Origin of the sequence: Neobacillus sp. GCM10027624, from assembly GCF_042675345.1 — a bacterium.
Taxonomy (GTDB): domain Bacteria; phylum Bacillota; class Bacilli; order Bacillales; family Cytobacillaceae; genus Neobacillus; species Neobacillus cucumis_D.
The window spans coordinates 63,067-86,052 of the sequence record NZ_JBHTHD010000006.1 but is presented as its reverse complement, the minus strand read 5'-3'; the positions used below and the strand labels follow the sequence as shown (position 1 = coordinate 86,052).

Below are 22,986 nucleotides of genomic sequence, written 5' to 3'. Positions count from 1 at the left end.
CATTCATGGTAGCATGGAGCTTATTTTTCAAATAGTTCAAAACAATAGCACTAATTTGTGATTATCTAGACTATTTTGTTTTTCGAGAATTTCTTCAAAAAAAATAGACCAAATCCGATTTGGTCTTATAAGCTATTATTCTTTTATTACTGCCTTGCGGAATTCTGATGGCGATGAGCCTGTTAGCTTTTTAAACACACGGCTAAAATAATTGGGATCCTTGTAGCCAACGGAATAACAAATCTCCTTCAAGCTTTTCCCCGGATCCTCCATTAAGGCCTTTGCTTCTTTAATCCTAATTTCTGTTAAATAATCGATAAACGTCATCCCGAACCGGTCCTTAAACAATTTGCTAAAATAAAATGGACTGAGCTCGACATACTCTGCCACTGATTCTAATGTGATTGAATCGGCAAAATTCGTTTCAATATAATCCTTTGCTTTTTGCAGCATTCCTTTCGCATGATTGGTCCGCCATTGCTGCACGGATTGAACAATGGATATAAGGAGTGCTTTTCCGGCTTCAAGTATCTCAGCAACATCCTCTGACTGATGAACCACAGGAGTTCGATCTAAATTCACACCTAGATCATGCAGCATACGGGAAATCAATATGAAGAGCTCATCAAATGATTTTTTTACAACAGCAGCCTCTATCTTTGAGTTCGACTGATGTTTGGTAATAAAGGAATCAAAGAGAAATAGTACCTTATTCACATCGCCTTGACGAACTGCTTCTAATAACTTTTTCTCCATCTCAAGGATTTCTGAAGCAATGGTTGAATTTTCTTCCGTGTCAGCTTGTTTTACCCCAATTAAATACTTTTGGTTTGGATTTTTCAGGAGGTGGTTTAATGCCATCACAGCCTCATGATAGGATTTATTGAGTTCATAAGCATGATTGTAAGGGAGGCCAACGCCAATCCTTAATTCTGCTTGAATGGACTCTTTTTGAAAAAGGGTCAATAAACTTTCAATTACATGCTGCGACAGCGATTTAAACAGCAATTTTTCGTTCGTTTTTTTCCAAAGGAACAATACAGGCACTTGTAATTCTATTAATGGGCCAATCATGATTTCCTGTTTTTTTACAACCGAATGCAGGGACTCCTTCAACCAGGTGTACCAATTTTGTTTCTCCGTAATGGTAAATTCCCTTTGATCCTTGGGCTTTAGAGAGAAAAGCATGATATAGCCCGTGGTAATTTCCACCCCTAACAATTGTCCCCATTCCTCAAAGGTGATGTCCTGAACTTGGTTAATAATAAGGGAAGAGACCCATTCTTTTTGTGCGAGGGTTACCGCACGGTTCAGGTTTTCCCGCAGGCTTTGCTGTTCTTCCTGCTGTTTGCGCTCTTCCTGAATTTCAGAGGAAACCCGTGCGAGGGAGTCTAAAATATCCCGTTTTCTGCTTGGCTTAAGAATATACTCCTTAACACCTTGCTGCATGACTTCTTTGGCATATTCAAACGTATTAAAGGCCGAAACCATGATGAATTTAATGGCCGGGTTGAGCTTTTTGATTTCCTTGACAGCTTGCACCCCATCCATTCCCGGCATTTTGATATCCATAAAAATAATGTCGGGATTAAGTTCGACTGCCAGTTCTGTCGCTTTCCTCCCATTCGGGGCTTCACCGATTACTTCAACACCTTCCATGCCTTTTTGAATCATTTTTCCGATTACCTTCCGCTCAAGGGCTTCATCATCGACAAGTAGAATTTTAAGCACGTTCTCCTCCACCTTCCCCTTCATCAGGCAGGACTAGTCTAAACGTTGTCCCTTTCTCTAGTTCAGATTCAATTTCAACAATCTCGTTCCGCTGATAAAATAACTGCAGGCGTTTAATTACATTTTTCACGCCAATGCCCGTCGAATGGCCCGTCGATTTTTCCAGCTCAAAGGTCTCTTCTTTTTCAATCCCTTGGACATAGTCTTGAAGTTTTTTCTTGGTTGCCTCGTCCATGCCTCCCCCGTTATCCTTCACCTCCACGAAAATCCGGTCCATTTGCCGATAAATATTTAAGCTGATCACCGCATTTTCCTCGTATTCCTCCACTCCATGGATGAAGGCGTTTTCAACTAAAGGTTGAAGAATTAAGCTTGGCATTTCAATATCTAAGCAATCCTCTTGAATATCGGTCTTAAACTGAATCCGTTCCCCAAATCTGGTTTGCTGGATATAAAAATACTCTTTCACCACTCTAACCTCATCTCGAAGGGTGGATGCCTTATTTAAATCGCCAAGATTATAACGGAGCAAGGCCGCAACCGCTTCAATTAATCTTGAAGTCTCTTCTGCGTCCTCTAAGTAAGCCATTTTAGAAACGGTGTTCAAGGTGTTAAAAAGAAAATGTGGATTAATTTGATTTTGCAGACTCTTTAATTCCAGTTCCTTTAAGAGCTTGTCCAATTCGGACTTTTGTTTGATTTCAATGACCAGTTGCCGGATATTTGTCCGCATTTGGTTAAACGTTTCTGTTAATAATTTTAATTCATCATTTGTGGAAACCTTAATATCCTCCCCGGAAAAATTTCCTTTCGAAATTTCTTTTGCGGCCTTCGAAAGCTGGCGAATTGGTTTCGTAATTCCACCCGAAATCCACAAAGCAAGTAAGGTACTAAGAAAAAAAGTGGCAGCAAAAAGGGAAATAGCCATTAATTTGTAGTAATGGTTTTGCAATTCGATTTCACCATAAAATTTTTGATAGTCTGTCAGCTTATTATTTAACAATGATAGTGTACTTTCTTGTAGAAATGAGGCAATTTTCAAGGCTTCATTATAATGATCTGAATAGCGGTTAATATCATCTTTTTGAAAAAAATGAATCGAGGTATCGCATTCTTCCAAAAAGCTGTCGATCATATTTTTATAATTTACAAGGGTAATATCATTGGTGTTAATTTCTTGATATAGCCTCTTTTGATCCTTGAGCAGTTTTATCTTTTTTGCTGTATAGTCCTCTAAATAACGTTCTTCTTTATCCAAAATATACGCATGCAGGCTCTCGGTAATTTGGTTGGTCCGTTTTGAGATATCATTTAACAAAAGAAACTGTTCAAAGCTGTTATCGTATTCTACCACCAGTTTTTCACTGCTATTATAAAAATAAAAACCGATAGATGTTAACAAAACGACAAGCACAATAAAATAAAGCAACAGTTTGGATCTAATTCGGAATAGCATTTTTTTTGCCCGCCTCCATTCTGTTCTGATGTAAGTCGGACAAATCTTTTTTTCTGATTACCTGTGTTTCTGTATGGACAATCGGCGGTATATGTTTCTTCTCCATTAGTTCAACCATCATTTTGACCGAACCATAACCCATTTCATAGGGCTGCTGGACTACGGTCGCATTTATGGTTCCTTTTTGAAGATTTGCAATGGTTTCTGGCAGGACATCAAAGCCAATTATATAAATGTCATGCTCTCTCTTTTTCAATTCAACCACTTTGGCAATACTGATTCCGTCTAGGGCACTTGTCCCATAAAAGGCGTTTACTTCTGGGTGTTCCTGCATGATTTGATAGGCTTTCTCCGCTGCCCGAATTCGGCTGATTTGTGATTCTTCAATCGCAACAATATGAATGCCTTTTGCTTTTTTTACTGCATCCTTAAACCCTTTTACCCGCTGAATCATATGATTCGCGTAAAAACTCCCGGTAATGATGGCCACATTGGCCTTCCCCTTTGTATCGGCAATTAACGCTTTTCCCGCCAGGTAACCTGCATGATAATTGTCCGTACCGATATAGGCAATGCGCTGGCTATTGGCTGCATCTGTATCAATCGTAATGACCGGGATTCCGTAAGAGGAGACAACCCGATTAATCAGCGGGGTAAACTGCTTGTTGCTCAATCCCTGTGTGATGACTCCATCGACCTTAGCGGCTGCGGACATTTCAATTGTTTTTAAATGCTCATCAATATTCGCCTGTTTCGGTCCGACGTACTCAAGTACCACTCCGTAATGCTTCGCCGCAGCTTTTGCTCCCTTTTCGACAAGCCGCCAATATTCGTTATCAAGCTCCTCAGGTACGAGCACAAAATGATACCGCGCCTCTTCGATTGTTTTCTTCGTTTTTGGTATGTCATGGGTAAAGATTTTATATCCATAAAAAATCGCAAAAGAGCAGCTAATCAAAAAACAAAGAATGCCTAAAATATAAGCGGTTTTAGTTAATCTGCCCATAAAACAACCCCAGTCCCAGTGAGTGAAAAAACTACAACCATTATACGGAATTTTCACAAAATCAACAACGAATAAAAAGTGACACATAAGAGTGACACACATAAGGTGACAACATTAGGTGACAGGCACCGTTCGTGGACAAATTGTAAAATTTGTGTGTGTGGAGTGGACACTAAGGGGATTAAAAAACTAATCAAACGTTTGATTAAATCCAGTAGAGGTCTTGGGGTGTATGGCCTTTTTGGAACTAATCAAACGTTTAGTTGAATTTTTTCGAATGGCATTTGGTGCGTATTGGGGTCACTGTAATGCTTCGATGTAGTATAGAAAAGATGAAAAGTCGTTTTTTATTAACGGCAGGTTTAGCCCGATCTGCATGAGTTCGCTGCCAAAATATTCTTGATTCCCATTGTTGAGTTTATAACTCTTTTTAGCCTCCAGCCCCTTTAATTTCACACGCTGGAAGGGTGGATTTGGAGATGCCATGGTTTTAAAATAAAACAAAACTGCTTTTATCTTATCCTCTGAAACATACATCCAGGCTGAATCCGTACCAGTAAAGGGATTCATCAACCGGTAAAGATCCCCAAAACAAACCAACTCCTTGATTTTATGATACTGTTTGATCTGTTCCGCGACCAATTTCTTATCATCCCCGCTCAGCTTATCGATATTTAATTCAAATCCAAGATTTCCCACCATCGCCACATGGCATCTCATTAGGAGAGGTGTTGTCCTGCCCACTTGGTGGTTTGGCACATCCGAAACATGGGAGCCCATTGTGATAGCGGGATAGAGCAGACTCGTTCCGTATTGAATTTTTAACCGCTCGGCAGCATCGGTATCATCACTTGTCCAGGTTTGCGGCATGTAATAAAGCATGCCCAGGTCATACCGGCCGCCGCCACCGGAACAACTTTCAAATAAGATATCAGGAAAACGTTCAGTCAGACTCCCTAAGATCCGATAAAGTCCCAGCATATAACGGTGAGCGGTTTCCTTTTGCCTTTCAGGCGGCAGTGCCGCGGAACCCACCTCTGTCATATTACGATTCATATCCCATTTAACATAAGCGATTTGGGCACTTTGAAAAACTGCTGTTAAGGTATTAATTACATAATTGCACACGTCTTCCCTGCTTAAATCTAGTATTAATTGATTTCTCGACGGTGTCCGTTTCCTGTCAGGCACATGCAGGCACCAATCCGGATGTTTTCGGTACAGGTTACTATCCGGTGAAACCATTTCAGGCTCCACCCATAATCCAAACTTCATCCCCTTTTTTCGGAGATATTCTCCTAAGCCCTCTAGTCCGTTAGGAAGCTTTTTCTTATCAACCATCCAATCCCCCAGCGAACTTTTTGCATTGTCCCGATGTCCAAACCAGCCATCATCAAGAACAAACAGCTCAATTCCCAATTCTTTTCCTGCATCAGCGATGCTCTTTAATTTTTTTTCATTAAAATTGAAATAAGTAGCCTCCCAATTATTAATTAAGATTGGCCTCGTTTGATCACGATAAGCACTACGGCAAACTCTTTTTCTTAGAAATTTATGAAAGATTCGCGACATCCCCCCGAGACCTTCATTGGAATAAACCATTAGTGCCTCTGGGGCTTGAAAAATTTCTCCCGGTTTTAACAGCCATGTAAAATCAAAGGAGTTGATGCCCATGGCAAGCCGTGCGGTTTGAAACGGGTCCACTTCGATGGAGGCCAGAAAATTCCCACTATAGATGAGGCTGACCCCATAAACATCCCCGTGCTCCTCGTCTGCATTTTTGGAAAGCAAGGCGATAAATGGGTTATGCTGGTGGCTGCTTGCCCCTCTTGCCGATGAAATCATTTGTGTCCCGTGGTACAGCGGATTTCGCTCAATATGGCGCTCTCGCCCCCAAGTGCCGTGGAGATGCAGCCAGTCCCAATCGGCATGATGAAAATCTACCGACGTACTCATACACTTCAAGATTTTTACTTGTTGGGACCCGAGGTGCTCAACGGCAGTGGATCTTGTGATGACTTCGAAGTCCCGATAGATAGAATATTGAAGATGGAGACCAATCCCAAGCTTGGAATCTACCAATGTAATCACGAGAGTTTCGGCTTCTGATTCAGCTTCTACATAGGAAGCAGGCAATCCGTTTAAAGGGCGTTTTCCTTGAAAAATTTCATGGGAGTCGTAGACGAATTCTGTAATAGTAGATCCATCAGCGGTTTGGAGTTGATAGCTTGGGGAGCGGAAATCCCCGTTCCCAAACGCCGGATACTCCTGTGGCAGTGTATCTAGTGAAAATTGCGGATGAGCCGGTTCTGTTGAAGGCGAAAATGCCCTTCCCTTATAGGAAAGAATGGCTGCAGCCTGTTTTGTTTCCACCCGTTTCCCCCAATACAAATGGGCAGGATACTTCCCATGTACAATCTGGATTAGATAGCTGACCTTGCTATTATATAAATGAAAGATTCCGTCTTGTTCATTCCACTCAATTGGCATAACCCGTTCCTCCTTAGAACACGTCCTACTTCATCATATTCCCATGATTGAAATCAATGTTCTATATTTCTTGCAATCTACGGCTGTCCACCTGACACGGACAAAAATAGGGATTTGTCCACGGGCGGTGCCTGTCACTTTGTTTCAACTGTGGAGGATATATTTTCCATACACCGAATATATAAAGAGGAAGATATTTTTGAAAGGGGATAGGCTATGAGCTCCGTAAATGAAAACTTAGTAGTAACCAGGAATCTCTTGGTTGATGAAATTAAATCTCTTACCAATGAGGAATTTAATTATAAGCCGGGCAAAGACAAATGGAGCATTGCCGAGGTGTGCCATCATCTTGTTTTGCTGGAGGGACGAACGGCTAAGCTTATTCACCATCTAGTAACTAATCCAGAAATTAACAAGGCCGAGTCAAAGCCCATCCACCTTGCGACTGACCGCACTACAAAGTTTAATGCTCCTGAAATCGTTCAGCCCAGCGGAGAGCCATTTGAAGTTCAACAGATGCTGGAAATGTTAAACGATGCTAGAAATAAGCTTCTGAAGGTTTTGGATAGCCTTGAAGATCAAAGCGTTTTAGCGGAAAGATCCGCAGTTCACCCTGTCTTTGGAGAAATGCCATTAACTCAATGGATAGAACTGATTTATCTCCACGAGCAACGGCATATTGAGCAAATAAAGGAGATTAAGCAGTTTGTTAACAGGCATTAAATCTCTCCATAAAAAAGATGCACTCACCTTTAAGTGCATCTTTTTTAATGCAAACCGTTTTTAAACTTTACAAAGACCCCATCTGTTTTTTAATCATTTTTTTAATAATCCGAATCTGCCCTCGATGGCTTAGTTCATCTTCAAAAACATGGAACCATTTAAAATAGTTATTCGCAGGGCGGTCCCACCAAAACGGAGTTTGTTCAAACAGCCATTCATCCGGGAGCATTTTAAACATGGTGATGGTTTCATTCCGAACCTTCGCTAATTTTTCCAAATAATGCTCGATTGGATAGCCCTTAATCACTTCTCTTGCTGAGGCGCCTAAATCTAATCCGGGGTTCAATCGACCGACCTCTTCATCTGTTAAGTCGCGATTTTGGAATGTTAAAATTTGATAGGCCTTTTCCACCTCACCCATATGGTCTAACAGCATACCAATCGAATTTGCTTCCTCATCATAAAGAAAGTCGAGCCCCTCAACTGTTAGCGCTTTGACTTCCTCAATGGTGATTGTTCTTGTATAGTTCATCATTGATACTAATTTACTAAACTCAGGACTAAGCCCTTCTTTTTGATCAATTAAATATAAAGTATCTAAATTTGCCATATGCCCCTCCACGTTTCTGTAAAATATCCAACGTAATAATTCAATTTTTCAAACTGGAATTCCTTTTATTTCAAAAAAATAACCCCTTCGTTTCGAGGGGGTCAGAGGCTATTCTATTCGTAGTCTAGAAAAATATGATTATTTATGACGGCACATTTTGCAGACTTTGATTGTTACGTTTTCCACTGTTTTATACGGATACAATAATTTAATTCTCGTTCTGCCACACAACGGACATGTCCCACGCCCCCTCGAAGGCAGATAGCTGATCGTTTTCCCCCGATTCCTCTTCGCCATTTCCATCCATCCTATTCAATAAATCTTGTTTCTTTATTAAATGATGGACCTGCACAAAGATTGATAGGCAGATAACTTTTTTCATTAAATTCGGTAAAAAATGGGGACAGACACGTAAATCAACTCATGTCTCCCCCACACGGACAAAATCGAGGATTTGTCCACGAACGGTGCCTGTCACTTTATTGATTCGGAAACAGGTCTGACAGCTTTTTTATTTTTCCATCGACATCTTTAAATACAATATGGTCGCGGGTGAATTTACGAGGGGTATCAATTCCACAGGCTGCCGCTAATGCGTATAAACCCTGCCTGACATTTATAATGTAGTTCATAACCCGCCATTTCTTTTCTTCCGGAACAAGTGCTTCTTGGTATTTGGGGTCAGTGGTGGTAACACCTGCCGGGCATTTTCCCGTATGACACTGCATCGCCATAATACAGCCCCCCGCAATCATGAATCCCCGGGCAGAATTTACGGCATCCGCTCCAATGGCAAGGGCAATCGCAATTTTATCCGCTGAAATCAGCTTTCCAGAAGCAAAAATCTTAAATTGATTGCGGACACCATGCTCATTGGCCTTATCGACGAATGTAATCAATGCCGGGTACAGCGGCAACCCCATCGTATCTGCCATCGATTTATAAGTAGCACCCGTACCGCCTTCACCGCCATCGATCGTAATAAAATCAGGATAGATATGGAGCTTTTTCATGGTTAAAAATAATTCATCAAGCATGGCCGCCGCCCCAATGACAATCTTAATTCCAACTGGTTTCCCTCCCTCCTTTTGCAGGAGTTCGACAAAGGTAAGCATTTCTACCGCATTTCGTAAAAAAGGAAAGCGGTTGGGGGAATTTATGGTCTGACCCACCGGAACCTTGCGGATACTGGCTACTTTAGGAGTAACCTTTGTCCCTTCAAGATGCCCCCCGCGAATTTTTGCGCCTTGACCAAATTTCAATTCAAAAGCTTTAATATTAGGCTCCTCTGCCTTTAACTTAAATTCAGCGAGCGAAAAGTCCCCATTCTGGTCGCGAAATCCAAATAACCCTGGGCCAATCTGGGCGACAACATCCGCCCCGCTCTCTAAATGCTCCGGAGCCACTCCACCTTCTCCTGTATTAATCCACGAACCACCTGCCATTTGGCTGCCGAGACCCGTTGATAAAATATAGTTTTCACCTACCGAACCGTAAGAGGTCGCCGAAGCACCGAACGATCCAAGAAGCCTCCAAGGAACTTTCCGGTCCGGCCCGACAATAATCGCATCCTCGTAAGGGTATAACCAGCGATCGGCCTGATCTTTTTCAAGCTGCTCCCTCCGGGTGAACAGACCCTCATGTTCAATTTTATATTTCATCGCATGAATCTTTTCCTGATTGTCCACACGAAGTTCCTCTGTTAATAAAGGAAACAGACTATTTGCTATATAGAAACCCGGCTGATCAAAGTTCCTTTTCGAGCCGAAGCTTAAAAGGTCATTCCGATATTTTGCCGAAAATACAATGCCTAAGAAGTCATATCTTGAAAAAGGGCGGCCGTCATTATCATTTTCATACCAATACTGTCTTAATTTCGGCCCCATTTGTTCGAAAAGGTAACGCATCCAGCCCAAATACGGATGCAGTCGGATAATCGAGTGCTGAGGTCTTTTTGCGATACTCCGAAGCCATAAAAATAATCCAAGCAGCCCCATAACAAATACAACCAAAATGATAATCAGAGCAGTCATAAATATCCATAATCCCCTTTTACATGGTAGCTATATTACAATCAATCTATGCAAAAGAGGCGAGGGTGTTATTAAAGGTATCTGATCGTAACCATTTAACTGTAAAATTGGTAAAAAAACAAACAAGGATGCCCTTTTAACGAGAGCATCCTCAGTTCACCCACCACTGTCCACTGTACACGGACAAATTCGTAAGTTTGTCCACGAACGGTGCCTGTCACCTTAGTTGAGGTGTCACTTTAGTTGAGGTGTCACTTTGACTGTCACCTTGTTCTAATCAGCCGCTAATTTCAGTATCGGCTTTTGCTGTCTTTTTTTCTTTGAAGTAGTATCCAAAATAACAGATGAGCAAGAAGCCTATCCCAACTAGTAATCCTACTAGCTGGGTTGGATCAAATGCCAGGAAGATTAAGATCGATACGCAAAATACGATACAAATAATTGGAATCAACGGATAGAACGGAACCTTGTATTGCAAATCCTCCAATTTTCCGCCTCCCTGCAAATATTTACGCCGGAACATCAATTGAGAGAGTGCAATTCCAATCCAAGAAATGGTCACAGAGATACCGGCAATCGACATTAATAACACAAACACAGTATCCGCGGCAATCACGCTTGTTAGCAAAGATAAAAGGGAAAAAATCATCGTAAATACAAGAGCAGTAAATGGAACTTTGCGCTTTGAAAGTTTTCCAAAGTACTTCGGTGCCATTCCCTCCCCTGCCATCGCCCACAGCAAACGTGTCGAGGCATAAATACATGAGTTCCCTACAGATAAAATGGCGGTTAAAATAATAAAGTTCATAATATCAGGTGCGTACGGGATCCCCGCCAAATCCATTAAGGTTACAAATGGGCTCTCTAACAATCCCAATTCTTTCGTTGGGAAAATCGCTGATAAAATCACAATCGAAGCAAGATAAAAAACAATAATTCTAAAAAGGACGTTTCGAATGGCACGAGGGATGTTCTTCTCGGGCTCTTCACTTTCTCCGGCTGCAATCCCAATCAATTCCGAGCCTTGGTATGAAAAAATAACATTCATCATGGTCGTAAAGAGAATGACAAATCCGGTCGGGAACAAACCTGATGGAGCAAAATTTTTCGCAAACGGTGCCGGACGGTCTGATAACGGAATGATGCCAAAAATAGCTCCCAGCCCAATAATTATAAAGAAAATAACCGCTATTACCTTAATCCCGGCAAACCAATATTCGGCCTCGGCAAAGCCTTTTGTCGTTAAGGCATTCAGTAAAAATAACAAGGCGATAAAAATCGCACACCAAATCCAAACCGATATATCTGGAAACCATCGTTTCATCAAAATTCCAGCTGCGGTAAATTCCACTCCGGCGGTTGTTGCCGAACCGATAAAGTACATCCACCCTAGTGAAAAGCCGGCCGAAGGATTAATAAATTTAGTCGCATAGGTTTGGAAAGAACCGGTAACAGGCATATAGACGGCAAGTTCACCAAGACAAACCATAACCAAATAAAGAATAATTCCGCCAAATAAATAGCCAATTAACGAGCCGCCCACTCCTGCTTGATGAATCGTATACCCTGCATTTAAAAATAATCCTGTTCCAATGACACCCCCAAGCGACAGCATAAATAAATGCCGGCGCTTCATGGAGCGATTTAACTGATTTTGCTGATTTTGCTGATTTTGCTGAGCCCCTTGTTCCATCACTTCCCACACCCTTCGTTTAATGTATTATGAACGGACAACAGGACATGTAAGACATGTCGGACCGCCAGTTCCCAGGTAAGAAATTTCATTTCCTTCGTACTCATAAACCGTTGCCCCGGCATCAAGTAACTGCTGTTTTGTGGAAGGGTTTTCAGATGCAATCATACAAACACGCGGTGCCAGGGCAAGAACATTACACCCGAGACGAAGATATTCATCCTCTGATACCTCTATTAATTGAATGCCGCGCTCAATCAGCATCTGCCGTAAAAATACAGGCATCAATCTTGAATAAACAACGGCTAAATCCTCATCAACCAAGCTAATAAACGACATAAGATGGAGACATTCATTCTCGCCTTGGTCATGCGGAAGCTGCACGACAATAAATTCATCCACTAAATCCTTCGTGATCTCTTTTAACTGCCGGATCGCCTCATCATTTGTGCGATAACCGCGGCCGACAAGCAGTGTCCGGTCATTGAGCCAGACAATGTCTCCGCCATCACAGACAGCATCGCCAGTAAGCTCCCCGATAATAGGAATTCCTTTTTCCTGTAAAAATTGCTTATATACCTCGGCTTCAGGCTGGCGCAGTTTTTTTCCTGATTTTAAAATAATTGCTCCATTTTTGGTGAACTTAACAGGATCGTGGGCATAGAGCGAGTCTAAGCCGACACTCTCTGAAGCTGGTAAAAAATCAATCTGTTCTACATGCTGTTTCAAAATCGAAAGAAACTTATCATATTCATGTTGAGCTTTTGAAAAATCAGGCTCCTCAAGGTAGTTGAATTTTTTCCATTCCTTACTTAAATGTTCCTGGTTAAGAAATGCATCTTTTGGATGCTTCACAATGACATGGCCTAGTTTTTTATGCATGGATTGACTGTATGACAAAATTACCCCTCCTACTATTTTTCCACATATCGGAATACATTTCCCCATAGAGGAAAATCTATTAATAAAATAGTATGATAGATGAAATCACATGTCAATATTTTATGAATTTACTGAATAATTTTGTTTTTAAATTTTTCCCGCTATAGTAGATAATAGAAAGGAATAGGAGTTGAGCATATGCAGACAATTGACCGCGCCATGCAGGTTGCAGCTGTTCTTGCCGGAAATGAAACAAAAAGGTGGTTTTCCATCACCGATTTATCGAAGGAATGTGAGTTACCTGTAAGTACGATGCATCGAATCTTACAATCCATGAAAAAACATGGCTTGATTCAACAGGACCCTGATTTAAAGCTCTATTCGTTAGGGACTAAGTGGTTAGAGTATGGTTTGCAAATGTATGATACTTTTGATTTTGTAGGTCAGGTCCGCCCGGAAATGGAAAAATTAATGCTCGAGGTTGAGGAGAGTGTGTATTTTAGTAAACCAATTGGACTGGAATCGTTAATTGTCGAGAGGATTGACTGCCAGCAAAACCCGATACGTATTTATGACCAATTAGGAATCCGGATTCCTCTGAATGTCGGGGCGGCCAATAAAGTAATGCTAGCAAACATGCCAAAATCCGAGGCAGCAAAAATAGTAGAAGCTCTGGTTCCAAAGGTGGAGCAGGAGGCTTTTGTTGGAGTTCTAAATGAGGTACGTGCAAAGGGATTTGGAGAGAGCCATGGAGAGAAAACGCCGGGAACTTCCTCTGTTGCAGCACCGGTTTTTAATCAATTAAATGAACTGATGGGCGCCATCAGCATCGGGTACGTTTCCTTTAATATATCAGAAGAAAGACAAACCTTTTTAAAGGAAAAAGTAGTCGAATACGGAATCCGCATTTCCTCCAAATTAGGATACAAATTTTAAGGCAGAAGCCGATTTCTAAGCTTCTGCCTTTTTGTTTCGCACCACTATCCAACAGAACGTCCACCCCACACGGACAAAATTGGCCTTTTGTCCACGAACGGTGCCTGTCACCATAGTGGTCACTCTAGGATGATTTGGTGGTTGCTATGGTTGGGCGGCACCATTGGATAGACATTTTCCTCTTCTACTACATCGAATTCGATTAAAGCTGGACCGCTGTGCTGAAATGCCTCTGCTATCACCCGTTCAGCTTCATCCTCGGTACGAGCCTTATATCCGGGAACGCCATAAGCCTCTGCCAGTTTTGCAAAACTTGGTGAGCCAATTTTGACGGAAGAATAGCGTCCATGGTAAAAGAGCTCCTGCCACTGACGAACCATACCAAGATATCCATTATTAAGGATGGCAATCTTGATCGGAAGTTGATATTTTACTGCTATGATTAATTCCTGCAGGTTCATTTGAAAGCTGCCGTCACCGGATACACAAAGGACCGGCTCACCCGGACATGCCGCCGCTGCACCAATTGCCGCTGGCAGCCCATACCCCATTGTCCCCAAACCACCTGATGTAATCAGAGTTCTAGGGGTTGAGAAAGCATAATGATGTGCTGTCCAAATTTGGTGCTGTCCCACATCCGTAACAACGATTGTATCGTGAGCTGAATATTCATCCAGCTTTTTTATTACCGTCTGCGGGCTGAGAAGACTATGAGGCTTGTCAAATCGCGGCACTGTCCGCTTCCACCCAATTACTTCATTTGTCCAAATTTCAACATTTCTTAAAATCTGCTGATAATCTAACCGCCCTTTAAGCTCACAAAGAAACTCTTTTGCATCACTGACAATCGGCAGGTCCACCGCAATGATTTTGTTGATTTCAGCCGGATCCACATCGACATGGATTTTTTTTGATTTTGGCGAAAACCCGCTGATTTTCCCCGTGACCCGGTCACTAAAACGGGCCCCAATACAAATCAGTAAATCACATTGGTGAACAGCTTTATTCGCAGCAAATGTCCCATGCATCCCCAGCATTCCCAAGTACAGCGGATTTGCAGACTCCATCGCACCAATTCCCATAAGGGAGCTGACTACCGGTATTCGAGCCTGCCGAACAATTTCCCTTAAAAAGTCGGCTGCTCCGGAAGAAATCAAACCACCGCCAATAAAAAGAACGGGTTTCCTTGCAGATTCAATCAATTCTAATGCCGATTCAATCGATTTTTCCATCTGTCCCTTCCTTACTTGACCCCGAGGACGCGGATAACTTAGAAGTCCTTCCTGATTATTCGTTAATGGCCCCGCCGCATATTCGATTAAAACAGGGCCTGGTCTCCCCCCTGCTGCTATGGTTAAGGCATTTTGCAGTGCCTCGGATAAAAGTTCCCAATCTTTCAGTTTAAAAGAGTACTTTGTTATCGGCATCGTGATTCCCAAAACATCCAACTCTTGAAATGCTCCCTTAATTTGCGGCTTGGTTACCAGCGGACCCGTGACTATGACAAGCGGTACTGAATCGCTATAAGCCGTTGCAATTCCTGTAATTGCGTTAGTTACTCCGGCAGTGCTTGATAGGAGGACGACACCGGGTTTCCCTGTCGCACGGGCAAAGCCATCTGCTGCATGAACCGCGGCCTGTTCATGATTTAATTGAATATAACGAATATTTGATTGGTCAACACCTGGAAGCAGGCCACGGTTATCACACCCAAAAACACAATCCACTTCTAAAAGACTTAAAGACTCAAATAATCCTATTTTTTCTGTTACCTCTTTTTGCAAAAACATACCTTCACCTGATTTCCAATTTTCTAATATTTTAAATCATCAGAAATCAAAAGTATGTGAAGTAAATCATGGTTTACCTATTAATTTTGAAAATCCTTTAGAAGAATTATTGTAAAGCTTTTCGCCACTGTCCATCCCACACGGACAAAAATCGCGTTTTGTCCACGAACGGTGCCTGTCACTTTAGATGTCACTTTTTTTCAATTCCAGTTAGGATGGCGTAGCCGTTTTTGACTTTCGCTTTGGCCAGGATTTCTCCTTTTGCTGAGGACGCTTCCCAATCCATTCCGGTGTTATCCTCAACAAAATATTTATCCAGGCTGTATTGAATGAAGGCAACTTCATTTTGGTCCCGATTATCCCCGATATAGTCCAAGGTTCCTTTTAGATATACAGCGCCTGATTGCGGTTTTACAAGGGAGACCTTGACCGGGGTGTCAATCCCTTTCTTTTTCTTCAACGTCACATACACCTTGATTCCACCCCGCCCATCTCTCATTTCATTTATCACTTCTTCCTCCACTAACTCTTTCGGGACCTCCTCTGCATCATAACTTAGGGTCACATAGTCCCCACGAAATAAATCCGTAGGGTCGATTGGCCTAGTTTGAAGAATAATTTCTTTCCCCGTCATCAATGTATAAAGAGGGATAAAGCACATGCCAAGGAGAATGACCACTGGCACTAAACAAGCCAATAAAAGCTGCTTTCCCCGCGTTTGCTTATTCATTGACTCTTCCCCCCTTCTTCCTTTGTTTTTCAAAATAAAAACCAAAACCGAGTAGGAGGAGACCGCCTATGATAAAGACAAGTGATTTCGGCAGGAAGTCAAACGATAGGTCAATATAAAACCGGAATATCAGTCCGCAAAGAATCACAATGCTAAACAAACTGCCCCGATTCACTAAAAATAGTACAAAAATCAGGTAAAGAATCGAGAACGGAATATACGCCCAATCAATCGAAGAAGGCCAGACATCTTCGAAGGAAAGCATCAGAGCGGCAACCCCATGAATAAGATGACCCAATAAAACATAGACATCTCTAATTTTTGATCTTCTAAGAATAAGCGCAATGCCAAGAGCCAAATAGATTAACCCATATAGATATAGGGACTCATCATCTCCGCCGATAAAGAAGGTAATAACCGTACTGATAAAAACAAGCTGCTGCAGCCCATTCACAAACCCCACTGCTCTTGAAAAACCAATTTTTTCATTCAGGACATAAATGACCGCGATCAACAGAATCGTCCAAATCGGGATACGATCTCCTTGAAGGAACGGTTCATCTAGCATATAAATAAGGGTAAACAAGGCGGAAACAAGAAGAATCCATTTGTCCCGCAACACCCAGGCTAAGGGCAAAATGCCAATTGACCACCATAAAAAAGCCCCCTGAAAACTACCGCCAAAATGGAACATTTGTCCAATCAGGAATATTCCCGCTCCGAAAACCATCACGCCAAGATAATAAAAACTTCTTGATGTTTTTGGTAAGCTTTTTTCCAGCTTATATCCCGCAAAATTGCATCCCAGATACAACAAGAAAATAAACAGAAACTTAACCGTTTTTCCGATTTCACCCCAATTACTGGCGATAAAACTAAGAATCCCCACCCCAATTAGAATGGACCCGACATATAAGAGCGTTTTTGTAATCGATAGCTTTTCCTCCACTTTATATAACTCTTGAATTTCTTTTGCCTTCCCCCTGGGTATCGTCTCTGAATCTTCTAAATACTGAAGTTCTCGCTTTAAAAATTCAAACTCGTTCCTCTTCACTTTTCGCTTGACCACTAATCTCGCCCCTTTCTGTATAAAAATATCTTTATGCCACCGCTTCTTTCTAACCTCATTTTAACAATTATATGGTTATATAGTTAATTTTTTCTAATTACTATATAATTTTCTTCCGTTAAGATTTGTACTCTTCAATATAAATTTCTATCTTAAGTAAGATCATTCTCGGTTGCACGTCATAAAAACTTTTTCCATAAGATAGAAATAAAAGCAGTTTATTCTGCTGAAAAAGGAAGATGTGGTGCTTCCAGATGAGTAAAAGTGAAGATTATTTATTTCAAAACCTTCAAGAACAAAATATGACATTTGAGCATGTCTTTGACCAAATTGTTTCTTTCATGAAATCTGACCCTTTGGGAAACTACCGGCTAATGGTCGGAACAGACTCACAGGTTCATCGGTCGTATACTGTTTTTATCACGGGTATTGTCATTCAAAATGAAGGGAACGGGGTGTGGGCCTGTATTCGGAAATACGTTGTTCCACGAAAAATGCTGCACCTGCATGAACGGATTTCCCTTGAATTATCCCTGACAGAGGAAATCGTCTCCATGTTTACAGAGGGGCGAAAAAGTGAGCTCATCAATATTATTCTTCCGTACCTTTATCAGGGGGCAACCTTTGTCATGGAGGGACATATTGATATCGGGGCAGGAAAACGGAATAAAACCAGCGCATTTGTAAAAGAAATGGTAACAAGAATGGAGTCAATGGGGGTCGAGCCAAAAATCAAACCGAATGCTTTTGTCGCCTCAAGCTATGCAAATCGCTACACAAAATAAAAGCCTGACACCCAGCGCTAACCAAACGCCCTGAGAGCCAGGCAAACAGGCTAAAAGTAGCGTTGTCCACCCCACACGGACAAAATAGCCGATTTGTCCACGGGCGGTGCCTGTCACTATTTATGCCACTTTATAAACAGTCCAATTCTACGGTGACGGTTGTGCCGACACCGATTTGGCTTTGTATTTTCATTGTTCCATGATGTTCTTGGATGATTTTATTGCTAACGGTTAATCCGAGGCCAATTCCTTTATCTTTTGTGGTGTAAAAGGGTGTTCCTAGGTAATTCAATCGTTCCTGTTCAATCCCCACACCTTCGTCCGTAAAGCTAATCATGACTCGATTGCGGTCCACTTTTTCTACATTAATATGTACGGTCCCGCCTTTTGGCATGGCTTCTATTGCATTTTTCAAAAAGTTAACAAATACTTGTTTAAGCTGATGCAGGCTGCAATTAATCTCAACATGATCCGTTGGATAATTTATTTTGATTTCTACTCCATGTAAGAGGGCCTGTGGATGCAGGACGTTAATGGTGCTGTCTAGGATCGAAATTAACTGTTCCCGTTCAAAATGGATTGCTTGTGGTTTTGCTAAAGACATAAACTCATTCACAATCATATCAATCCGGTCTAATTCATTCATAATAATCGATAAGTATTGGTCATTCTTTTCCTTATTTGCCGTACTTTTTAAAAGTTTGGAGAACCCCTTTAAAGATGTTAACGGATTTCGGATTTCATGGGCAACACCTGCCGCTAATTGTCCGATGATGGAGAGCCTATCCAAATTCCGAAAAGCAGCATCATTGTTCACTCTCTCGGTTATATCCCTTCCTACCGTAACATAAGATTCTACTTCTTTTTTTTCATTAAAAATCGGACTAATATTGGTTTCAGAATGAATGATCTCATTCGTACTTGTCTTCATTTTCACTTGAAAAACTTGGGATTCCCCTGTTTCCTCTATTTTTTGAAACATCTTTTTGAAATCTTCCATTTCCTCAGGAAAAACCAAATCAAATATACTGCTGCCCACTAATTGCTCGGGGGTGTAGCCAATTCTTTGTTCATGGGATGGGGAAGCATAGAGAATATCATAATCCTTTGAATAAACTTTTATCATATCGGTTGTATTTTCCGTAATTAATTTATACAATTCACGTGTTCGTTTTAACTCTTTTTCCATTAAAACCATATGTGTGATATCACGATAAGTTGCAATTATGGCGATCATTTCATCATTCGAATTTCGAAAAGGTGAATAGGTAACCGATATGTCCAGGGCCGTGCCATCTTTATGAAACCGTTGAATAATCATATTGGTAAACGATTTGCCTTGTTTGACCTCTTCAATAATTTCCTTCACTAAATCGGAATGTGGAAATTCATCAAACCTTTTTCCAATAACATCTTCTTCTGTATAACCGAAAATCTGTGTATACACAGGGTTTATGCGAATGAATCGATTTTCCATATCGACGATCGCAAATCCGTCTGCTGTACAATTGAGAAACAAGTCAATTAATTCATCAGGATTATATAAAACCGATTCATTTCCATTACCAAAAATCGGGATACTAATCGACATAGAAACCTCTCCTACCGCTACAAATATTCTCTCCATCCATTTTACTGAATTTTACGGTAAATAAAAGAACTTTTTTGAATAAAGTGACAGGCACCGCTCGTGGACAAATTGGCCGTTTTGTCCATTCCACGTGGACACAGGTATTATCTCCTTTAATTAAGGAGGACAAAAATATGGATTAGAAAGGCTGCCAAGAAGGTCATAGCTGAGGTAAGGTGGAATTTACGCCGAAATCCAGAAGACTTTTTATGACGCAAATAGCCGGCAAATAATGTTACCGAAAGCATGAGGATTGCAAGATAACCGCTTACAAATTTTACATGCGTAAAACCAATCAGCGGCCCCACCTTACTTAAATTAATCAACGCATGGGCCAAAATAAGAATGGTAGCAGAGACTCCTATTTTTATATGCCACTTCATTAAAGCTCTTGAAAATTTTGCCAGGCGAATCTTCACTTTTCGTTGCGAAGTATTCCGAATCACAAGAAAAATGAAATACATATTCACATTCATGATAAAAAGAATCACAGCAATCTGTGCCAATAATTGGGCCAAAACCACACTGGAATTATCATGAGGGCTAATTATCCAAATATATCCTGTCAAAATAACGACTAACGCAGTATTAACAATCAGCCAAAGCCGATGATACAAAATAATCCCCTTCTTCCATACTGGATTTACATGTTGCCTACAAAAAATTGGGGCTGACACCAAAATACAATACAACAATAATGCCTTGAGAATCAGTCCCTAATATTATATAGCCTTTTTTACCACTTTTGTAATTTCATTTACAACTTTAAAACACCATCGCTTAACTAATATAGCCTTCATATTTAGTCAAAAAAACACCTGGATACAAATATCCAGGTGCTACAATTTTATATAGTTCCTACCATCCGTCCCAAGATCCCCATCCCGGTAATACGTCAATTGACATCCCTTTTCATCATAATTAAACCGTTTCGGCAACCTTCTGCTCCTGCAGCATTGTCCCGTTCGCTGCAAAGTTGGTGTGCCATGAAAGTGCCTTTTCTAATACGTGAGGGGTCTGACCTCCCCGAACAAGTGCCTCACGATAATATTCTCGAAGCTGCTCGCGATACATCGGATGTGCACAGCGCTCGATGATCAGTTCCACCCGCTGCCGTGGAGCCAATCCGCGCAAATCTGCATATCCTTGTTCCGTCACAATCACATCAACATCATGCTCTGTATGGTCAACATGAGAAACAAACGGAACAATACTTGAAATTTTGCCGCCCTTGGCAATCGATTTTGTAACAAAAATGGCTAAGCGGGCATTCCGGGCAAAATCACCGGACCCGCCAATTCCGTTCATCATTTTCGTTCCTAACACATGTGTTGAATTGACATTCCCGTAAATATCTAATTCTAATGCAGTGTTAATTGAAATCAAGCCAAGGCGGCGGATAATTTCCGGATGATTGGAAATCTCCTGCGGCCGCATAATCAACCGATCCCGATATCGATCAAAGTTTGCAAAGACCTCTTTCATTTTTGCATCCGAAAGTGTAATCGAACAGCAGGATGCAAACTGAACCTTTCCTGCGTCCATTAAATCAAAAACGGCGTCCTGTAATACCTCTGAATAAACCTCTAAATCATGAAACTCTGAATCGACCATTCCATGAAGAACCGCATTGGCAATCGAACCAATTCCAGATTGAAGCGGGGCAAGACGTTCCGTCAGCCTGCCTGCAGCTATCTCCTTACGCAAAAATCCCATTAAATGCTGGGCCATAACAACCGTTTCCTCATCAGGTGGAACAATTGTAGACGGAGAATCCAGTTGATTGGTAAATACAATCCCCTTAACCTTTTCAAGGTCCACCGGAATTCCAATTGTCCCAATCCGGTCATCCACTTTCGTTAAAGGAATCGGGTCCCGTTCTCCCTGTTTCCCAAGCTCATATAAATCATGCAGTCCCTCTAGGTTCACCTGATGCGCCAAATTTATTTCAATAATAATGGACTTGGCATTTGCAGCGAACGATAAGGAGTTCCCAATCGAAGTCGTTGGAACAACCATTCCATCCTCCGTAATTGAGAACGCTTCCAAAACAGCCACATCAATTGGGTCCATTACATTAGCACGAACCAATTCAGCAGTGTGTGACAAATGCTGATCAACAAACAAAATCTCACCATTGTTAATTTTGCTCCTCATGGTAGGATCCGCTTGAAACGGCAGACGTTTTCCTAAAATCCCCGCTTCGGCAAAAAGCTTATCCACATCGGAACCTAAAGAAGCCCCGGTATACACATTCACCTTAAAGGATTCCTTTTCCGCCCGTTTCACTAACGCGAACGGAACCGCTTTCACATCACCGGCACGTGTAAATCCACTTAACCCTAATGTCATCCCATCTTGAATCCATGATGCTGCTTCCTCTGGTGTTACCACCCTGTCCCAAAGCTTTGAATCACGAATCCGCTCAAGCCGTTTATCCATATCCCATCCAACCCCCTTACCTAAGATTTTACAGATAAGGTTGATCATTTGGGGATTTTAAGGATTAGTTACGAAAAATTCAGATAAAACAGCAATTTCACAGGATAAAACAGAATTTTTAAAATCCAAGCAAGCGGCGAAAATAACTGGAATAGGATTGACTCACCGGAACTTGATCACCATTATCCATCGAAAGAACAAACGTGGAATGGGTATCAGGATAAATCGCTTTAATATGATTCACATTCACAATAAACGAGCGATGACAGCGGATAAAATAATCCTTTGGCAACAGAAATTCAAATTCCTGAAGGGAGTATTTATGCGTCCCACTATGCTCCTTGCCAAAAACATAAGTCTTTTTATCCTTGGCTTCCAAGTAGACCACCTGTGAAAAAGGAATTGGAAGCCAACCATCCTCCGTTTTAATCGTTACAACCAATTTTCCGCTTGTTAAGGATGGAAAAATAGCTGTAACGCAGCCTTCTAGCTTTCCATCATGAAAAAAGGGCACCGCCATCCCATGATAAGGAATACCAAAAACATCCCGATCAATAAATTCAGAAATTTTTTGCTTTGTTTGAATCGCTTTGTGAGCAATGGTTCCTTCTTTTAAAAGATCCCCTGGCCTAATTTTTAAATCAACCCGTTTACTTGGCCGATAATAGATATATTCCGTCTTATTGGATACCGCAATAGAAATTTCATCAGAAAACAATTCACTGATTACATCTAGAAGAGAAACGACAGTAATGCTTTCCATAATCCGGCCCCTCCTCCTACAAAATTTCACAACGCCCGTTGTACCTCCTAAGGTTGGCACATTGTGACATACACTTAAAATTCTACTATAATAGTATACCATTTAAACATACAACCATATCCGCTCAATCCTAGTCCCACCTCTTATAAATCTAATAGAAAGACGGCCGGTTACTATGTTCTAAAAAAACAGACACCGTTATTCAACCGGTGCCTGC

Annotated in this window: 19 protein-coding genes; 3 read left to right on the top strand and 16 right to left on the bottom strand. The window is 41.4% G+C overall.

Annotated elements, in window-relative coordinates; genetic code table 11:
• Nucleotides 1–135: 135 nt before the first annotated feature.
• From ACFQZ9_RS10920 to ACFQZ9_RS10905, 4 genes are all read right to left on the bottom strand, one after another.
• Complete coding sequence (locus tag ACFQZ9_RS10920) at nt 136–1,731, bottom strand: response regulator (protein ID WP_498943790.1); 1,596 nt, start codon at nt 1,729–1,731, stop codon at nt 136–138.
• Complete coding sequence (locus tag ACFQZ9_RS10915) at nt 1,724–3,187, bottom strand: sensor histidine kinase (RefSeq protein WP_198312999.1); 1,464 nt, start codon at nt 3,185–3,187, stop codon at nt 1,724–1,726. The genes ACFQZ9_RS10920 and ACFQZ9_RS10915 overlap by 8 nt, the downstream gene beginning before the upstream one ends.
• Entirely contained in the window at nt 3,171–4,193 is a 1,023-nt protein-coding gene (locus ACFQZ9_RS10910) for a sugar-binding protein (RefSeq protein WP_498943789.1), read from the bottom strand. Before ACFQZ9_RS10910 ends, ACFQZ9_RS10915 begins: the two co-directional genes overlap by 17 nt.
• A 300-nt stretch (nt 4,194–4,493) precedes the next feature.
• Entirely contained in the window at nt 4,494–6,683 is a 2,190-nt protein-coding gene (locus ACFQZ9_RS10905) for an alpha-galactosidase (protein WP_498943788.1), read from the bottom strand.
• A 216-nt stretch (nt 6,684–6,899) separates the two neighbouring features.
• Here ACFQZ9_RS10905 and ACFQZ9_RS10900 point away from each other — a divergent pair, with 216 nt between their 5' ends.
• Nucleotides 6,900–7,406: a DinB family protein gene (locus ACFQZ9_RS10900; RefSeq protein WP_498943787.1), complete on the top strand. Its 507-nt coding sequence runs from the start codon at nt 6,900–6,902 to the stop codon at nt 7,404–7,406.
• A gap of 67 nt (nt 7,407–7,473) precedes the next feature.
• Here the strand turns inward: ACFQZ9_RS10900 and ACFQZ9_RS10895 are convergent, their stop codons facing one another.
• The 5 genes from ACFQZ9_RS10895 to ACFQZ9_RS10875 all read right to left on the bottom strand — a co-directional run bounded on the left by ACFQZ9_RS10895 (nt 7,474) and on the right by ACFQZ9_RS10875 (nt 12,624).
• Nucleotides 7,474–8,016: a DinB family protein gene (locus ACFQZ9_RS10895; protein ID WP_498943786.1), complete on the bottom strand. Its 543-nt coding sequence runs from the start codon at nt 8,014–8,016 to the stop codon at nt 7,474–7,476.
• Nucleotides 8,017–8,154: 138 nt separating this feature from the next.
• Nucleotides 8,155–8,313, bottom strand: coding sequence for a hypothetical protein (locus tag ACFQZ9_RS10890; protein WP_165976348.1), 159 nt, complete (start codon nt 8,311–8,313; stop codon nt 8,155–8,157).
• A gap of 182 nt (nt 8,314–8,495) precedes the next feature.
• Nucleotides 8,496–10,049, bottom strand: coding sequence for a glutamate synthase-related protein (locus ACFQZ9_RS10885; RefSeq protein ID WP_498943785.1), 1,554 nt, complete (start codon nt 10,047–10,049; stop codon nt 8,496–8,498).
• A 277-nt stretch (nt 10,050–10,326) separates the two neighbouring features.
• Nucleotides 10,327–11,742: an amino acid permease gene (locus ACFQZ9_RS10880; protein ID WP_498943784.1), complete on the bottom strand. Its 1,416-nt coding sequence runs from the start codon at nt 11,740–11,742 to the stop codon at nt 10,327–10,329.
• A gap of 27 nt (nt 11,743–11,769) precedes the next feature.
• Entirely contained in the window at nt 11,770–12,624 is an 855-nt protein-coding gene (locus ACFQZ9_RS10875; RefSeq protein WP_498943833.1) for a dimethylarginine dimethylaminohydrolase family protein, read from the bottom strand.
• Nucleotides 12,625–12,822: 198 nt separating this feature from the next.
• Between ACFQZ9_RS10875 and ACFQZ9_RS10870 the strand changes: the two genes are divergently transcribed.
• Complete coding sequence (locus tag ACFQZ9_RS10870; RefSeq protein WP_198312994.1) at nt 12,823–13,560, top strand: IclR family transcriptional regulator; 738 nt, start codon at nt 12,823–12,825, stop codon at nt 13,558–13,560.
• A 119-nt stretch (nt 13,561–13,679) separates the two neighbouring features.
• On the opposite strand, the gene ilvB is transcribed toward ACFQZ9_RS10870, so the two are convergent.
• The 3 genes from ilvB to ACFQZ9_RS10855 form a co-directional block, all read right to left on the bottom strand.
• The gene (ilvB, locus tag ACFQZ9_RS10865; RefSeq protein ID WP_498943783.1) at nt 13,680–15,350 is read right to left on the bottom strand and encodes a biosynthetic-type acetolactate synthase large subunit; all 1,671 of its coding nucleotides are present in this window, start codon (nt 15,348–15,350) and stop codon (nt 13,680–13,682) included.
• Between the two features lie 190 nt (nt 15,351–15,540).
• The gene (locus ACFQZ9_RS10860) at nt 15,541–16,080 is read right to left on the bottom strand and encodes a GDYXXLXY domain-containing protein (RefSeq protein WP_498943782.1); all 540 of its coding nucleotides are present in this window, start codon (nt 16,078–16,080) and stop codon (nt 15,541–15,543) included.
• Nucleotides 16,073–17,149 (bottom strand): DUF2157 domain-containing protein, encoded by a 1,077-nt coding sequence (locus ACFQZ9_RS10855; protein ID WP_498943781.1) that lies wholly within the window; start codon nt 17,147–17,149, stop codon nt 16,073–16,075. Before ACFQZ9_RS10855 ends, ACFQZ9_RS10860 begins: the two co-directional genes overlap by 8 nt.
• A gap of 254 nt (nt 17,150–17,403) precedes the next feature.
• Here ACFQZ9_RS10855 and ACFQZ9_RS10850 point away from each other — a divergent pair, with 254 nt between their 5' ends.
• On the top strand, nt 17,404–17,934 hold the full coding sequence (locus ACFQZ9_RS10850) for a ribonuclease H-like YkuK family protein (protein WP_498943780.1): 531 nt from the start codon (nt 17,404–17,406) through the stop codon (nt 17,932–17,934).
• 130 nt (nt 17,935–18,064) lie between these two features.
• Here the strand turns inward: ACFQZ9_RS10850 and ACFQZ9_RS10845 are convergent, their stop codons facing one another.
• The 4 genes from ACFQZ9_RS10845 to ACFQZ9_RS10830 form a co-directional block, all read right to left on the bottom strand.
• The gene (locus tag ACFQZ9_RS10845) at nt 18,065–19,525 is read right to left on the bottom strand and encodes a PAS domain-containing sensor histidine kinase (RefSeq protein WP_498943779.1); all 1,461 of its coding nucleotides are present in this window, start codon (nt 19,523–19,525) and stop codon (nt 18,065–18,067) included.
• 152 nt (nt 19,526–19,677) lie between these two features.
• Nucleotides 19,678–20,181: a hypothetical protein gene (locus ACFQZ9_RS10840; RefSeq protein WP_498943778.1), complete on the bottom strand. Its 504-nt coding sequence runs from the start codon at nt 20,179–20,181 to the stop codon at nt 19,678–19,680.
• A 304-nt stretch (nt 20,182–20,485) separates the two neighbouring features.
• The gene (gene scpC, locus ACFQZ9_RS10835) at nt 20,486–22,006 is read right to left on the bottom strand and encodes a succinyl-CoA:acetate CoA-transferase ScpC (protein WP_498943777.1); all 1,521 of its coding nucleotides are present in this window, start codon (nt 22,004–22,006) and stop codon (nt 20,486–20,488) included.
• A 118-nt stretch (nt 22,007–22,124) separates the two neighbouring features.
• Complete coding sequence (locus ACFQZ9_RS10830; protein ID WP_498943776.1) at nt 22,125–22,769, bottom strand: LytTR family DNA-binding domain-containing protein; 645 nt, start codon at nt 22,767–22,769, stop codon at nt 22,125–22,127.
• Nucleotides 22,770–22,986: the final 217 nt, after the last annotated feature.

What these genes read in the sequence shown, in the direction of transcription:
- ACFQZ9_RS10915 (WP_198312999.1), bottom strand. Translation starts at nt 3,187, where the DNA reads ATGCTATTCCGAATTAGATCCAAACTGTTGCTTTATTTTATTGTGCTT.
- ACFQZ9_RS10910 (WP_498943789.1), bottom strand. Translation starts at nt 4,193, where the DNA reads ATGGGCAGATTAACTAAAACCGCTTATATTTTAGGCATTCTTTGTTTT.
- ACFQZ9_RS10905 (WP_498943788.1), bottom strand. Translation starts at nt 6,683, where the DNA reads ATGCCAATTGAGTGGAATGAACAAGACGGAATCTTTCATTTATATAAT.
- ACFQZ9_RS10900 (WP_498943787.1), top strand. Translation starts at nt 6,900, where the DNA reads ATGAGCTCCGTAAATGAAAACTTAGTAGTAACCAGGAATCTCTTGGTT.
- ACFQZ9_RS10895 (WP_498943786.1), bottom strand. Translation starts at nt 8,016, where the DNA reads ATGGCAAATTTAGATACTTTATATTTAATTGATCAAAAAGAAGGGCTT.
- ACFQZ9_RS10890 (WP_165976348.1), bottom strand. Translation starts at nt 8,313, where the DNA reads ATGGCGAAGAGGAATCGGGGGAAAACGATCAGCTATCTGCCTTCGAGG.
- ACFQZ9_RS10885 (WP_498943785.1), bottom strand. Translation starts at nt 10,049, where the DNA reads ATGACTGCTCTGATTATCATTTTGGTTGTATTTGTTATGGGGCTGCTT.
- ACFQZ9_RS10880 (WP_498943784.1), bottom strand. Translation starts at nt 11,742, where the DNA reads ATGGAACAAGGGGCTCAGCAAAATCAGCAAAATCAGCAAAATCAGTTA.
- ACFQZ9_RS10875 (WP_498943833.1), bottom strand. Translation starts at nt 12,624, where the DNA reads ATGCATAAAAAACTAGGCCATGTCATTGTGAAGCATCCAAAAGATGCA.
- ACFQZ9_RS10870 (WP_198312994.1), top strand. Translation starts at nt 12,823, where the DNA reads ATGCAGACAATTGACCGCGCCATGCAGGTTGCAGCTGTTCTTGCCGGA.
- ilvB (WP_498943783.1), bottom strand. Translation starts at nt 15,350, where the DNA reads ATGTTTTTGCAAAAAGAGGTAACAGAAAAAATAGGATTATTTGAGTCT.
- ACFQZ9_RS10860 (WP_498943782.1), bottom strand. Translation starts at nt 16,080, where the DNA reads ATGAATAAGCAAACGCGGGGAAAGCAGCTTTTATTGGCTTGTTTAGTG.
- ACFQZ9_RS10850 (WP_498943780.1), top strand. Translation starts at nt 17,404, where the DNA reads ATGAGTAAAAGTGAAGATTATTTATTTCAAAACCTTCAAGAACAAAAT.
- ACFQZ9_RS10845 (WP_498943779.1), bottom strand. Translation starts at nt 19,525, where the DNA reads ATGTCGATTAGTATCCCGATTTTTGGTAATGGAAATGAATCGGTTTTA.
- scpC (WP_498943777.1), bottom strand. Translation starts at nt 22,006, where the DNA reads ATGGATAAACGGCTTGAGCGGATTCGTGATTCAAAGCTTTGGGACAGG.
- ACFQZ9_RS10830 (WP_498943776.1), bottom strand. Translation starts at nt 22,769, where the DNA reads ATGGAAAGCATTACTGTCGTTTCTCTTCTAGATGTAATCAGTGAATTG.